Origin of the sequence: Eubacterium limosum, assembly GCF_000807675.2 — a bacterium.
GTDB lineage: Bacteria > Bacillota > Clostridia > Eubacteriales > Eubacteriaceae > Eubacterium > Eubacterium limosum.
In genome coordinates, this window is record NZ_CP019962.1 from 2,407,717 (window position 1) to 2,421,987 (window position 14,271).

At 48.7% G+C, this 14,271-nt stretch carries 16 protein-coding genes and 1 riboswitch; of the genes, 14 read left to right on the forward strand and 2 right to left on the reverse strand.

The features are described from left to right. Positions 1-182: 182 nt before the first annotated feature. From B2M23_RS11365 to B2M23_RS11390, 6 genes are all read left to right on the forward strand, one after another. On the forward strand, positions 183-443 hold the full coding sequence (locus B2M23_RS11365) for a hypothetical protein (protein ID WP_038352278.1): 261 nt from the start codon (positions 183-185) through the stop codon (positions 441-443). Then, the gene (locus B2M23_RS11370) at positions 443-784 is read left to right on the forward strand and encodes a hypothetical protein (protein ID WP_038352277.1); all 342 of its coding nucleotides are present in this window, start codon (positions 443-445) and stop codon (positions 782-784) included. The genes B2M23_RS11365 and B2M23_RS11370 overlap by 1 nt, the downstream gene beginning before the upstream one ends. Positions 785-815: 31 nt before the next feature. After that, positions 816-1,142, forward strand: a complete 327-nt coding sequence (locus tag B2M23_RS11375) for a hypothetical protein (protein ID WP_052237235.1) — start codon at positions 816-818, stop codon at positions 1,140-1,142. Continuing rightward, positions 1,132-1,413 (forward strand): phage holin, encoded by a 282-nt coding sequence (locus B2M23_RS11380; RefSeq protein WP_052237234.1) that lies wholly within the window; start codon positions 1,132-1,134, stop codon positions 1,411-1,413. Before B2M23_RS11375 ends, B2M23_RS11380 begins: the two co-directional genes overlap by 11 nt. A 1-nt stretch (position 1,414) precedes the next feature. Then, positions 1,415-2,428, forward strand: a complete 1,014-nt coding sequence (locus tag B2M23_RS11385; protein WP_052237233.1) for a GH25 family lysozyme — start codon at positions 1,415-1,417, stop codon at positions 2,426-2,428. A gap of 710 nt (positions 2,429-3,138) precedes the next feature. Then, on the forward strand, positions 3,139-3,441 hold the full coding sequence (locus tag B2M23_RS11390; protein WP_038352275.1) for a hypothetical protein: 303 nt from the start codon (positions 3,139-3,141) through the stop codon (positions 3,439-3,441). Positions 3,442-3,603: 162 nt separating this feature from the next. Here the strand turns inward: B2M23_RS11390 and B2M23_RS11395 are convergent, their stop codons facing one another. After that, positions 3,604-4,602 carry a GGGtGRT protein gene (locus B2M23_RS11395; protein ID WP_038352274.1) on the reverse strand — a complete coding sequence of 333 codons (999 nt, stop codon included), beginning with the start codon at positions 4,600-4,602 and terminating at the stop codon, positions 3,604-3,606. Positions 4,603-4,613: 11 nt separating this feature from the next. Then, positions 4,614-5,306: an iron-sulfur cluster assembly scaffold protein gene (locus B2M23_RS11400; protein ID WP_038352273.1), complete on the reverse strand. Its 693-nt coding sequence runs from the start codon at positions 5,304-5,306 to the stop codon at positions 4,614-4,616. 321 nt (positions 5,307-5,627) lie between these two features. On the opposite strand from B2M23_RS11400, the gene B2M23_RS11405 reads away from it, so the two are divergent. The 8 genes from B2M23_RS11405 (at position 5,628) to B2M23_RS11440 (ending at position 14,263) form a co-directional block, all read left to right on the forward strand. Continuing rightward, the gene (locus tag B2M23_RS11405; RefSeq protein ID WP_052237232.1) at positions 5,628-7,157 is read left to right on the forward strand and encodes a DUF2284 domain-containing protein; all 1,530 of its coding nucleotides are present in this window, start codon (positions 5,628-5,630) and stop codon (positions 7,155-7,157) included. A gap of 17 nt (positions 7,158-7,174) precedes the next feature. Next, positions 7,175-7,729, forward strand: a complete 555-nt coding sequence (locus B2M23_RS11410) for a cysteine hydrolase family protein (protein WP_038352272.1) — start codon at positions 7,175-7,177, stop codon at positions 7,727-7,729. A gap of 19 nt (positions 7,730-7,748) precedes the next feature. Then, positions 7,749-8,501 (forward strand): MTAP family purine nucleoside phosphorylase, encoded by a 753-nt coding sequence (locus B2M23_RS11415; RefSeq protein WP_038352271.1) that lies wholly within the window; start codon positions 7,749-7,751, stop codon positions 8,499-8,501. 316 nt (positions 8,502-8,817) lie between these two features. Further along, entirely contained in the window at positions 8,818-9,852 is a 1,035-nt protein-coding gene (mtnA, locus tag B2M23_RS11420) for an S-methyl-5-thioribose-1-phosphate isomerase (RefSeq protein ID WP_038352270.1), read from the forward strand. A gap of 9 nt (positions 9,853-9,861) precedes the next feature. Next, positions 9,862-10,644, forward strand: coding sequence for a sugar phosphate isomerase/epimerase family protein (locus tag B2M23_RS11425; RefSeq protein ID WP_038352269.1), 783 nt, complete (start codon positions 9,862-9,864; stop codon positions 10,642-10,644). A gap of 13 nt (positions 10,645-10,657) precedes the next feature. Further along, positions 10,658-10,849, forward strand: a riboswitch (cobalamin riboswitch). Positions 10,850-10,957: 108 nt separating this feature from the next. Then, positions 10,958-11,908 carry an ABC transporter substrate-binding protein gene (locus B2M23_RS11430; RefSeq protein WP_038352268.1) on the forward strand — a complete coding sequence of 317 codons (951 nt, stop codon included), beginning with the start codon at positions 10,958-10,960 and terminating at the stop codon, positions 11,906-11,908. Between the two features lie 70 nt (positions 11,909-11,978). Further along, positions 11,979-13,013, forward strand: a complete 1,035-nt coding sequence (locus tag B2M23_RS11435; protein WP_038352267.1) for a FecCD family ABC transporter permease — start codon at positions 11,979-11,981, stop codon at positions 13,011-13,013. Next, complete coding sequence (locus B2M23_RS11440; protein WP_038352266.1) at positions 13,013-14,263, forward strand: ABC transporter ATP-binding protein; 1,251 nt, start codon at positions 13,013-13,015, stop codon at positions 14,261-14,263. Before B2M23_RS11435 ends, B2M23_RS11440 begins: the two co-directional genes overlap by 1 nt. Positions 14,264-14,271 lie beyond the last annotated feature (8 nt).

The window sequence follows — 14,271 nt, forward strand, 5'->3', positions numbered from 1 at the left end:
CATCTGCGAGTTTCACGCAGTTCTAAACAAAAATAGTCCTTATGACCTTGATGTTGGCAGAAAAGTATTCGATTCAACACGATATTATCAAAATCAAGAGCAGGTTTTAAAGGACGAATCTGAATTTACAGCATATGTTTATAACGTTCAAAAACAATTATTAAACCAGGAGGAAAATTAAAATGTTAGACGGAAGAACAAAAACCATCAATATCAATGAGTATTCAAAAGTCGGAGATGACCGTATCTGTCAGTTTTATGCCAATATCAACAGTGACGCCCCCGAAACAATGGATATGGGGCGTTCTATTTTAAACCAGGCCCAGTATAAAGCCAATCGGGTGCAGGCCATGAAAGACCAGGCGGACTTTGAAACTTATGCATACAGCGTTCAGGATGAAATGATCGCAGAGAAAAACAATAGTCAGGAGGTTACAGAATAATGAATACTGTAAAAATGACCAACCAGGAAATCATCAACCATATCAACCAGATCAGTGAGATCATCGACGTGCGTTTGCCTGCAAAGGCTTCATATGCTCTAAATAAAAACAGAAAGACCTTTATTAAGGAATATGATTGCTACTTCGAGGAATTCACCAAGCTTCAGGAAGAATACCCGGATGGCGGCGATGCTTACCAGAAAGAACTCATTGACCTTCTAAGCATTGAAAATGACGTACCGGTCCACACTGTTCCAGAAGCCATTTTAGAAACCGCCACCCATGATCTGAGCCTGGAAGTATTCCAGGCCCTTGAGTTTATGCTGGAAGAAGAAGTGTAGGTCAAAAGAGAAAAGGAGGTCCACATATTGGATGGATTATTTTAGATTGCTTGTCGAAATTGTCGGCGGGCTTACTGCAATCTGGATATTTACAAAGCCGATCCGCAAAATGGTTAGGGAACAGACGAAACGCATCGAGCTCATGGAAGAGGGAATACAAAGCATTTTGCATGACCGGATCTATCAGGCCTGCCATTTTTTTATCTCCAGAGGATGGGTGTGTATATCAGATTTAAAGAATTTGGAACATCTTTACGAACCCTACCAGGAGATGGGCGGCAATGGGACCGCTAAAGAACTGTATGAACGTGTGTTAGATTTAGAAATTAGAGAGGACGTAATAAAAAATGAACATTAACTGGAAAATACGATTAAAGAGTTTACCATTCTGGGCCGGCATGTTGTCGGCTCTGGTTGTTTTTGGGCAGAGCATCGCGCCGCTGTTTGGGTTAACTATCGACTTTGGCCCGATCCAGGACGCTGTGAATACGATCTTAATGCTTTTAGTGGCTTGGGGTGTATTAGTAGACCCAACAACACCAAAGACAGCGGATAGCGGGGTAACAATGGCAAAAACAAGTATTCAGGAAACGGCTCAGGACGTTTTGAAAAAGAAGGAGGACAAATAAGATGTTAAACGGAATTGATATAAGCGCGTGGCAGAGGGGCATAGATACTGCTGCCATCCCTGCGGATTTTGTGATTGTAAAAGCCACGGAAGGGCTTGACTATGTGAATGGTGACTGTGACCGCGCTTACCAGCAGGCCAAAGCGGCCGGTAAGAAGCTGGGCGTGTACCACTTTGCGGATGGGAACAGCTCCGGGATCGCTGAAGCGGATTATTTCGTGGATAATATTCAAGGCTATATCGGGGAAGCGGTTCTGGTTTTAGATTGGGAAACCCACGCGGTGACTCGCGGGCCGGGATACGCCAAAGAATTCTTGGACAGAGTACAGGCGCGAACAGGCATTAAGCCCATGATTTACATGTCAGGCTCCGTGGTAAACGAATGGGACTGGTCCGCCGTTGTAGCGGGAGACTATGGTTTGTGGGTGGCCTACTACAGTACCGACAGCTGTGATGGCTACTGGCCGGATGCGCCCATGTATCCCATTTCTTATTGGGCGGATGCTGCCATGTTACAGTACACTTCTGGCGGCTATCTGTCAGGATGGGGTGACCGCTTAGACTTAAATGTGTTCTATGGCGATCATGCGGCTTGGGACGCCTACGCGGGCGGTGGCACCGGTGTAACGCCGCCACCACAGCCAGCACCAAGTGGCCCAAGAACCGCACCATGGGGTGTAGATACCATTCAATATTGGATGAATATCTGCAACTATAACCCAGGAGCCCCGATCGACAATCTGGAGGGACCGGAAACAAACCTTGGTGTCATGAACGGGCAGCGTGCCTATGGGGTGCCGGTCGACGGTTTCTTTGGCGATCAGACCCAGGCTCCAGCGGAAGATCAGATTCTGGCCTACGAAAAACGCCTGGCGGAGCTGGGCTTCTATCATGGCGAGTTCGACAGTATCCCAGGACCACAGTTGTTCCAGGCGGTCAAAGACTTCCAGGCCAGCAACGGATTAATCGCGGATGGGATTGTCGGAGAACAGACCTTTGCACTGCTATTTGGATGATACATTTATACTTTTAAGCTGTTTTAAAGGTTTGTGTTGTATTTTTTACATAAATAAAGAGATAAACGGAATCTTTTTTCATTTCTATTCCGTTTTGGCCGTCCTCCATTTTGAAGGGCGGCCTTTTTTGTTTTTGTGAAAAGCTTAAAACTTAAGGAATTTTGATGGAAATGTGGTATAATAGAAAAAGAAACAGGGACACCGGCAACGGTCCGCCCCAATACAACATGAGAGTAGACCGCTATTCTGTGGAAGGGCTAGCGGTCTTTTCCATTTTTAATGAGCTCCAGAATGAACCCGATCAGGATTAAAACCAAGATCAATTGGTTACTATCCATAAGCCTCACCCCATTTCTGGGACTGGATTTGACCGTGCCAGTGCCACAAGGGCCGGATGCCCCTGTGAGTGAGATTATAGCACAATTTGGCTTGAAAAACAATTCGGAGATATCCAATGTCTATTGGATGAAAAATCGCCTTTAACGAATTGGTTAAGGCGGTTTTTTTGATGGTTTAAAACCCACTCCGCGGGGGTATAAATAATCTTAAACACACATACCTCTTACTTTTTAAAATACAAATTACTCTCCCAACTAACTTTTCCTTTTTTAGAGCTCTCGGTCTTCGGATCGGGAGTTTTATTTTTTTATTGCAAAAATAAAACAAAAGTTCTATAATATAAATACAAACGTTCTTTATGAGGTGATACTATGCGGCGAAAATATGGCAATGCAAAGGTCGATTTGGTAAAGATTAAGGGGAAATACATCCCTTGTGCTTTTCATGTCGAGAAAGAGGTATTTATAATTGAGGAGATTTTAAGCATCCGGAAGGGTATGGTAAAGTGTGGAACCCCGGGACTGCGGTATTTCGTGAAAACGCAGGGGAAAGAAACAGAACTACTTTTCGATAATACCGAAAAAAGTTGGACTGTCATTATACACGATCCACAGGTGTACGGAGAAACCGATGGGCCTCAGCGCGTCCTTGAAGACTTGAAATATTTAAATTGAGAAATTACAAAAGCCGCCCCGAAAAAGGACGGCTTAATTTGTGTCTTAAGTGTGTGTCTTGCGCGTGTCTTATTTGTGTCTTATCATGTCATTTTTACTTATTTTTACTTATTCTTAAAATTGTTGAAACCCGCATAGACACGTAGTTTAGCTGTTTTGAGATTATTTCATGGCTTCCTCGATGGCAACTGCTACAGATACGGTAGCGCCAACCATTGGGTTGTTACCCATGCCGATCAGGCCCATCATTTCAACATGGGCTGGAACGGAAGAGGAACCGGCGAACTGAGCGTCGGAGTGCATACGTCCCATGGTATCGGTCATACCGTAGGAAGCAGGGCCAGCTGCCATGTTATCTGGGTGGAGGGTACGTCCTGTACCGCCACCGGAAGCAACTGAGAAGTATTTTTTACCCTGTTCAAGGGCTTCTTTTTTATAAGTGCCGGCAACCGGATGCTGGAAGCGGGTCGGGTTGGTGGAGTTCCCGGTAATGGAAACATTCACGCCTTCATGGTGCATGATGGCAACACCTTCCTGAACGTCGTTAGAGCCGTAGCAGTTAACCGCGGCGCGTTCACCGTCCGAATAAGCGGTTTTTTCCACAATGTTCAGAGTACCAGTCGCATAGTCATAATCGGTTTTTACATAGGTAAAACCGTTGATGCGGGCAATAATCAGAGCCGCGTCTTTGCCAAGGCCATTTAAGATAACGCGCAATGGTTTTTTGCGAACCTTGTTAGCATTTCTGGCAATCCCGATAGCACCTTCAGCAGCAGCGAAGGATTCGTGGCCAGCCAGGAAAGCGAAACAATCGGTTTCTTCACGCAGCAGCATTGCGCCCAGGTTACCATGGCCTAAACCAACCTTACGCTGTTCAGCAACAGAGCCCGGAATACAGAAAGCCTGTAAGCCTTCTCCGACGATTTCAGCCGCGTCAGCCGCTGTTTTTGCACCGCGTTTGATGGCCAGTGCGGCGCCAAGTGTATAAGCCCAGCAGGCATTTTCAAAACAGATTGGCTGAATACCCTTTACGATACCTGCAACGTCAATGCCTTTTTCATCGCAGATGGCCATTGCTTCCTCTAAAGAAGCAATGCCGTTTGCTTTTAAGACTTCATTGATTTTGTCGATTCTTCTTTCATAACTTTCAAATAATGGCATCTCAGAACCTCCTATTCGTTTCTCGGATCGATGTACTTAGCAGCACCATCGAACTGTCCATACTGGCCGGAAGCTGCATCCATGGCTTCTTTCGGGTCCATGCCTTTTTTGATGTTTTCCATCATTTTGCCGAGCTGTACGAAAGAGTAACCGATGATTTCGTCTTTTTCGTTTAAAGCGACTTTCGTGACATAACCTTCTGCCATTTCCAGGTAACGCGGGCCTTTGGCCAGTGTGCCATACATGGTACCAACCTGGCTTCTCAAGCCTTTACCCAGGTCTTCAAGGCCAGCACCGACCGGAAGACCATCTTCAGAGAAAGCTGTCTGAGTACGGCCATAAACGATCTGTAAAAACAGTTCGCGCATAGCGGTGTTGATGGCGTCGCAGACAAGGTCTGTATTCAGGGCTTCGAGAATTGTTTTACCCGGCAGGATTTCAGATGCCATCGCGGCAGAGTGTGTCATACCAGAGCAGCCGATGGTTTCAATCAGGGCTTCCTGAATAATACCGTCCTTTACATTTAAGGTTAATTTACAGGCACCCTGCTGAGGGGCGCACCAGCCTACACCGTGTGTTAAACCGGAAATGTCTTTAACTTCTTTTGCCTGTACCCATCTGCCCTCTTCAGGGATTGGGGCACAGCCGTGATTTGCATTGCTGGCTACGCAGCACATACTATTTACTTCATGAGAATATTCCATTCGCTAAACTCCCTTCGAATTTTTCCTACAGCTATTATAATATGGGTGTCTCAAAAAAAATATGGTAATTTTTTGTCATTTCGTATTTTTTGTCCCGCTGGGACAAAAATGTAGAAAATGAAAACGGCTAATAGAGTAAAATTTAGCCATTCTTAGAAAATTGAACTTTTTTTGTGAAAAGTTATCTGTAATAGACAAAAAGTTGGGTTGATGTTCGTTTAAAGGTAAGGTACAATGAATCTAAATGTAAATTTGCTAAAATTTACCCGAACGTTGTATCTAATGAGATGAAATTTTGTATAGATGAAAAGAGGTAATGGGATGGATTATATTCACAAATTTAGCATCGGTCCGGTAGAAATGGACAAAATGCTCGAAGAGTATCATCAACTGCGAAAAACCCGCCGCTACTGCGCGGCTTGTCCCAACTACAACAAATATTGGTCCTGTCCGGACTACGCCTTCGACGAGGCTTTGTTTTTAAAGGAATTTAAGTATATGTACCTGATTGCCCGAGAATATGAAATTCCACGGGAAGACCGCCAGAAAATCTTCGGTATTCAGCCTGTGGCCGAGTACTGCAAGCAGGTTATGCAGGCCATGAAGGTTGAATCATGGAAAGACCTTCTGGACCTGGAGGCAGAATTCCCGGGAACACTGTCTTTAATGCCGGGCAACTGCCACGTCTGCGACATTTCCGGAGAAGGTTGCGCCAAGCCAAAGGGGCAGAAGTGCCGCCATCCAGAGCTCATGCGGTTCTCGCTCGAGTCCCTGGGCTTTGACGTGGACGCCATCTGCAAGTATGAAATCGGCGTGCTCCTGCTCTGGCCAAAGGAAGGCCATCTGCCGGAAAAACTGTGCGCAGTGATGGCTCTTATGAGTAATGAGAAGATCCCGATGGATGCCATCAAGGCCCATTTTCCGGATGCTAAAAAGAGCTGGCTGCGTTTTTCGGACACAGCGCCTGAGGCCCGGAACGAGGTACGTCCAAGTGTTAAACGCCAGGAGAGCTGGATCGACAATATGAAAAAGCAAAATCTGGAAAAGGCAGAAGATCCTGCCTACAAGCCGCAAAAGAGCTGGATTGGCTTTAAGAGTGAAGCTTTAGACAGCGGCGACTATGTCAAAGAGCGCCCCTGGCGGGAGGAAGAGCCTGAGGAGGTTCCTGCAGCACCTGAAGAAACCGTCGCGTTGGTAGAGGAAATGATTGAGTCCAGTGCAGAGCCCGAACCGGCTGTGGAACTGGAAACCATTGTGCCGGAGCCGTCCGCTCAGCCAGAGACTGTCTCAGAGGACGAAGAAGATTCCAAATACAAATGGCTCGGTTTTAAACGGAGTGTTGAGGAAGCGGAAGAGGAATTTAAAAAGCGTCCGATTCCAAAATTTAACGTTCCCGAGGAAGAAGAAAAGACTGATGAAAGCGCTGCTGAGGCAACGCAAACAGAAATGGAAGCTCCGGCAGCAGAGACTGTGCCGGAGATTATGGAAACACCGATGGCCGAACCCGAGCCGGAGCCTGTGCAGCCCGCGCCGGAACATCAACCGGAACCAGCACCAGAACCGCCGGCTCCGGAGCCTGTTGAGGAAGAAATTGAGCTCCTGGACGCCTCCAGCGTTGCCAATGTGCTGAGTGCCGCCATCGAAATCGCCAAGGATGTTGTCGGCGACGACTTTATTCCCGAGGAACCCCCGGTATTTAATGAGCCGGAGCCTGTTTCACAGACCGCGGCCACAGAGCCGACACCGGCGGAAGAGGAAGATGACTCTAAATATAAATGGCTGGGCTTTAAAGCTACGAATCTGGAAGAAGAAGAGGGCTTTAAAAAAGGCGGTTGGAAGAAAAATTATTAAGCTGAAGGAGTGGTAATATGAACCAAGCACTCATTCTGATTGACTATACCTGTGATTTTGTAGCGCCTGACGGTAAGCTGACCGCCGGGGCGCCGGCCCAGGCCATTGATGAAAATCTGGCAGCCGCCATCGGAGAAACGATTGAGGCGGGTGGCATGGTCTTTGTAGTGAATGACCTGCATCTGGAAAACGACGGGAGCCACCCCGAAACCGCGCTGTTTCCGCCCCACAATCTTTTGGGAAGCCCGGGCAGAGAGGTATATGGAAAGACCGCTGAAAAGCTGCGGACGTACCAGACGCTTGAAAACAGGCAGGTTTTCTATATGGATAAGTTCCGCTATTCGGCCTTTGCGGGGACAGCACTGGATATCCTGCTCAGGCAGAACCATATCCAGAAGTTGGAGTTGGCCGGTGTGTGCACAGACATCTGTGTGCTGCACACTGCCATCAGCGCCTATAATCTGGGTTATGAGGTCACGGTTCACAAAAACCGTGTGGCAAGCTTTAATGCAGAGGGTCACAAATGGGCCCTGGAGCATTTTAAATCGTCACTGGGATTTACAGTAGTATAAAGAAACAAGGAGATAAGCAATGTTATATTATAAAGCAGATATCGGCGTGATCGGTGGTTCCGGTCTCTATGAGCTGTATCCGGACGTTAAAAAAATTGATGTGGATACACCCTATGGCAAAACCTCCGATGCCATCAGCCTGGTAACCGTCGGGGACAAAAAGGTGGCCTTTATGCCAAGACATGGAAAGGACCATACTCTGAACCCATCCGAAATTAACTACCGGGCCAACATCGACGCTTTTGCTCAGCTGGGAATCCGGGCGTTGATCTCACCCTGCTGCGTGGGTTCGCTGCGTCCGGAAATCGCACCTGGCGATTTTGTAGTCACAGACCAGTTTATCAACATGACCTCAGGCCGCAAGGATACTTTTAACGAGTCCCCCAATGTGGTCCACCTGAGCTCAGCAGATCCCTACGATTCCGGACTCCGCCAGATTGCCCTTGAGGAAGCCGAAAAACTGGGGATCAAAACCCATGACGGCGGCACTGTTGTGGTGGTCAACGGACCACGGTTCTCAACCCGTGCCGAAAGCCGCATGTTTGCCATGATGGGCGCAGATGTCGTCAATATGACCCAGTATCCGGAGGGCTACCTGTGTCTGGAAAAGGGGATTCCGGTTGTCAACATTGCCCTGATCACCGACTATGACGCCGGTCTCGAGGGGCGCCCGGACATCAAGCCTGTGCAGGCTGAGGATGTAGCGCGTGTGCTCGAGGATAACAATGACCGGGTAAAACAGCTGATTTTTAAGATGATTGAACGAATATAGAAAAAGTTACCTCCCTTAAGTATAGGTGAGGTTAGACTGTCAAAGAGTTGGCGCAGCGTGAGGCTGCGCCTTTTATCCAGATAAGGAAAAAGGTCCAGGCGCTGCGGATAACGGTCAGGAATCGTGCCGTTTTACTGGAACAGCCGGACACTGGAGGGATCAGGCACCAACTTTAGTGAAGAAGATACAGGTGTGAGTGCAGTGCCCGCAGGACACTTTTTTCTTCCTTAGGTAAAAGGCTTCGTCTCACAGTTTTTGACACTCTGCCCTCCCTTAACCAAGGGAGGCTTTTTCAGATACCGAGAAAGGAAGAACCATGAAACCTGTTTATTATGAAAACGGCGCTTTAAAAATGCTTGACCAGACCCTTCTGCCAACTGAGGAGGTAACGCACAGTTACACCGACTACCGTGAGATTGCAACAGCCATTGTGGATATGATTGTCCGCGGCGCGCCGGCCATTGGTGTTACCGCCGGATACGGCGTTTATTTCGGCGCTCTGGAATTTAAAGAGCTGCCGCGGGAGGCTTTCTTAAAGGAAATGGAGACAGTCTGCCAGGTGCTCCGGGCAACACGGCCAACTGCGGTCAATCTGTTCTGGGCAGTGGACCGGATGGAAGGCGTGATCGAAAACAACGCGGAAAAAACACCGGCAGAGATCACAGCGCTTCTAAAAACCGAGGCAGATGCCATTTGCAGTGAAGATATCCAGATGTGTCGGGATATGGGCGCATACGGTGCGGAGCTGATCCACCGCAAGGATACCATTCTGACCCACTGCAATGCGGGCGCTCTCGCCACAGCGGATTACGGGACAGCGCTCGGCGTTGTGCGTGCCGCCTGGGAGGCAGGCAAGGAGATCTCCGTCTATGCCGACGAGACAAGGCCTTTTCTGCAGGGAGCCCGCCTGACAGCCTATGAGCTTCACAAAGACGGTATTCCTGTCACGCTGATCACAGACAATATGGCTGGCTGGATGATGAAGCAGGGGAAAATCGACTGTGTGGTGGTAGGTGCAGACCGCATTGCCCGAAATGGTGATGTGGCTAATAAGATCGGAACCTACAGCGTCTCCATTCTGGCAAAGGCCCACGGCATTCCCTTCTATGTGGCAGCGCCAACCTCAACCATTGATTTTAATATGTGGTCCGGCGATGATATTGTCATTGAAGAACGGGATACCCGGGAAATCAGCCATATCAAGGGGCAGCAGATCGCGCCGGACGGTGTGCGCATGGAAAACCCGGCCTTTGACGTTACCCCGCATCAGAATGTTACAGCAATCATCACAGAAAAGGGCGTCGTGTATCCGCCCTTTGACCTGAGCATACCCAGGCTTCAGGACAAATAGGGGAAGCCGATGAAATACAGTATGTTTTCGTGGTTTGGCTATTTCATGCCTTTTGAAGAGCGCATTGACGTGATCAAAGAAGCTGGTTTTGACGAGGTGATGATTTCCTGGGAGGACGAGTGTGAGCCCTATTATCTGGAGAAGGAAAAATTCCCGGATATTGTGCGGAGCAAGGGGCTTGGGATCACCAACATTCACGCGCCTTTTATCGGCTATAACGATATCTGGGAAAAGGGATCTGCGGAAACCCGGGCGCTTTTAGACACATTTGTCAGCTTTGTTCGGGACTGCCATACCTTTGAAATCTCGACTGTGGTGGTACACACCAATGATCTGGATCTTGGCCCTTATAAATGGGAAAACGGGCTGGCCTTTTTTTCTGAGCTGGCGGAGGCCGGAGAGAAGTACAGTGTCAATATCGCCGTTGAAAATGTGTCGCGTCCGTTTTTGCTGAAGGGGCTGCTGGACGCCATCCATGCCGATCATTTTGGGATGTGCTATGACAGCTCCCATGATTATATGCTGCCCTGCGGCAGGGGAAGGATTCTGAAAGCGTACAAGGATCGTATTAAGGCACTGCATCTGTCCGACAATGACCTACAGATTGACAGGCACTGGATACCGGGTGAGGGGGAAATTCCTTTCTGCGAGGTTATGCCTGAGATCCTGAGTACCGGTGTGGATTTTATTTCCTACGAGGTCATTGCTAACGACGAATGGAAAAAGCGGGAGCCCCTTGACTTCTGCCGTGCAGTTCGGAGCAGTCTGGATCTGGATAACAATAATTTCTAATTGCACAATTCGGGGATTTGTGCTAAACTTCAATTAATAACTTAATGATGCTGTTTTGTTAGAGGAAAGCGGTTGAAATCCGCTACAGCCCCCGCTACTGTAATTGCAGACAAGATCCTCATAGACCACTGTCAGGCGTATCCTGATGGGAAGGGAGGATGGAGAAGGAAGCAAGAGTCAGGACACTTGAAGCAAAGCGATATAATCACTTCGGAGGGAAGTAGAGGATTGTATATTTTCATAATCCGGCCTCTCTCGTGGGGTCGGTTTTCTTTGTTTTAAGCCGTTTTAAATTTATTTTATGGAGGGACCAATGAAAAAGAGTGTGTTGAAAAGTTTGCTGATGGCTCTGGCCTGCGCGGCGCTTTTGTTTGGCGCGGCAGGTTGTGCTCAGAAAGGCCAGAAGGGCGGAGAAGCTTCCGGCGCAGTTACCGGAGAAACAGCTTATCCTGTGTCCGTTAGCGACGATTTGGGCAACAATGTGGAAATCGAAAAGGAACCCACAAAAATCGTGTCTTTGTCGCCTGCGAATACAGAAATCCTGTTTGCGCTGGGTGTGGGTGACAAGGTTGTCGGGCGGACCGATTACTGCAATTATCCCGAGGAAGCCGCCCAGGTAGCGGCCATCGGCGATTACAATAATCCCAATGTGGAAAAGATCATTTCCCTTGCCCCGGATGTTGTTTTGGCAGGTGATCTGATCAGCGACGATGTCCGCAGTCAGATTGAAGCTACTGGCGCGAAGGTCATTACCTTTACCCCCATGTCTGTAGACGCGGTGGAAAGCACGATTATCAATATCGGCAAAGTGGTCAACGCCAATGACAAAGCTAAGGAAATCACAGACAGCATGACTAAAAAATACGATGAAATCAAGGAAAAGGCCGTGGCAGCCAATCCGCAGAAATCGGTCTTTATTGATATCGGCGGCTACTACAGCGCTGGAGACAACTCACTGCTGGGCAACATGCTCAAGGATATCAATGCCAAGAACATCGCCTCCGATGCCGGCACAGACTGGCCGCAGCTGAGCGTTGAGCAGATCATCGCAAAGAATCCGGACGTCTATGTGTCTTTCTTTACCACACCAGATGAAATTAAAAAGGTACCAGGCTTTGACCAGGTCAACGCGGTTAAGAATGACGCCATTGTTTATTATGAAATGCTCTCTCCGGACAGCGACCTGATCCAGCGTCCGGGACCGCGTATTGTCGATGGGCTGGAGCTGCTGGCTACAGCCGTTTACCCGGATCAGTTTAAGTAGAAAGATTTTTCCGCAGGCAGGCGTTTGCCGCCTGCGGAGGTTTTAAACAGACGGTTAAGAAAGAGGACGGATGAAAACAAAGTTGAAAAGATATGCGATGCCCTTATCCATTGTGGGGTGCCTGATCTTAATTTATTTATGCACCATCGTAGGCATTACCTCCATTCCTTTTGGCGAAGCCAACAGAATTTTACTGCACGAGGTTCTGCACCTGCCTGTTAATATGGAGGGTATATCAGCTGGTAATATTGCGATTATCTGGAATGTCCGGCTGCCAAGAGTCATTTTGGGCTTTCTGACAGGCGGAGCACTGGCAGTCTGTGGTGCTGCCTACCAGGGGATTTTCAAGAACCCCATGGCAGACCCTTTTATCCTTGGTGTATCCTCCGGCGCGGCTCTGGGCGCGTCGATCGGGATTGTCATGCACTTTTCAGCAGGTTTCCTGGGATTAAACGGAACCGCTGTTTTAGCTTTTGTAGGTGCCTTTCTGGCGATCTTTTTAGTGTACAACATTTCAAAGGTCGGGAGAAAAGTACCGGTTGCTTCCCTGCTACTGAGCGGGATTGCCGTGAGCCAGTCGCTGACGGCTTTTATGTCCCTGCTCATGATTTTCAATGTCCAGAGTATGAATCAGATTATGTTCTGGACCATGGGAAGCCTGAATGGCAAGGGATGGGACCAGGTAATCACTGTGTTACCTTACGTGATCATCGGCTGTTTGATCCTGTTCACAACCGTCCGAGAGCTGGATATTATGCTTCTCGGCGAGGATGCCGCCACACAGCTGGGGGTTAATACCGACCATCTAAAGAAAAAAGTGCTGGTTGTCTCGTCGGTGATCACATCAGCGGTGGTTTCAGTGACAGGGATTATCGGTTTTGTCGGGCTGGTGGTGCCGCACATTGTCCGGATTTTATCCGGCCCAAAGCATCGGATTCTGCTGCCTTTTTCACTGGTATTTGGAGGGACCTTCCTCATTATCTGTGATACGCTGGCCCGGACTGTTTCCTCACAGGAAATCCCGGTGGGAATCATCACCGCTGCCTTTGGCGGCCCCTTCTTTATTTACCTTTTGCGTAAATCGAAGAAAGGAGGCGCTCGTTGATGGAAGATGCTGTTATGCTGAAATTTGAAGGCGTTCATACCGGTTACGGCAGCAAAGAGGTGATCAAAGGCTTTACAGCAGATATCCATAAAGGCGAGTTTGTCGGCCTTATCGGCTCAAACGGTACCGGTAAATCCACACTGCTTAAATGTCTGTCGGGCCTTCTGCCCATCACTGGCGGCCGGATTGTGGTGAACGGCAGGGATAACGCCGATCTTAAGCAGCGCGAGCGCTCTCAGATGGTGGCGGTGGTACCACAGTCCTTTGACATCGACTATGACTTTACGGTTGAAGATATTGTGCTCATGGGCCGAAATCCTTATCTGAGTTATAAGGACCGCGAGGGCGCTGAGGATTACCGGATTGTGGAGCAGGCCATGAAAATGACCAAAACCCTTGGCTTCAGAGGCCGCATGTTCAATGAATTGAGCGGCGGTGAGAAGCAGCGTGTGATCATTGCCCGGGCCATCGCTCAGGAGCCGGATATTATTCTGCTGGATGAGCCCACCTCCGCGCTGGATGTGCATCATCAGATCGAGGTTATGGAGCTTATCGACCAGCTCAATAAAAACGACCATATGACTGTAGTGGCTGTCCTTCACGATATCAATCTGGCGTCGCGATACTGCAAACGCCTGATCATGATTCAGGGAGGCCGGGTAGTGGCAGACGGGCCGCCGGCCGACGTGGTCATTGAGCGGAATTTGAAACAGCTTTACAATATGAAAATGCTGGTGCGGGAGAATGCGGTTTTTGAGAAACCAGAGATCGTACCCATCCGCGTCCTTGAGGGCGAGGAGGCCAGGAATCCGCTGCACATCCATGTGATCTGCGGCGGCAGCGGAGCTTCAAAGGTTATTGAGGAGCTGGATGACATGGGACACCGTGTAACCGCGGGCGTCATCAATGAGGGCAGCGACGACTGGCTGGTCTGTAAATCACTGAACCTCGATATTGTCGTGGAGCGGCCTTTTACCACCATCTCCATGGAAAAGCAGCAGGAAAATTTAAAACTGATGCAGGATGCGGACATCGTTCTGATCGCGGATGTGCCCTTTGGGCTTGGCAACGTCAATAATCTGGAAGGTCTGGAGGCTCTGGACGCAGAGATTTACCTGCACGCAAACTGTCTGAATAATGATTTTACCGAGGGCAGGCTGGAAGCCTGTCTGAATAAGATACGCGAAAAGAAAACAGTGGTCGAAATCGGAGACCACGACGAGTTTCTGGAAATGCTTCAGCAACGTTAGAAATTGTG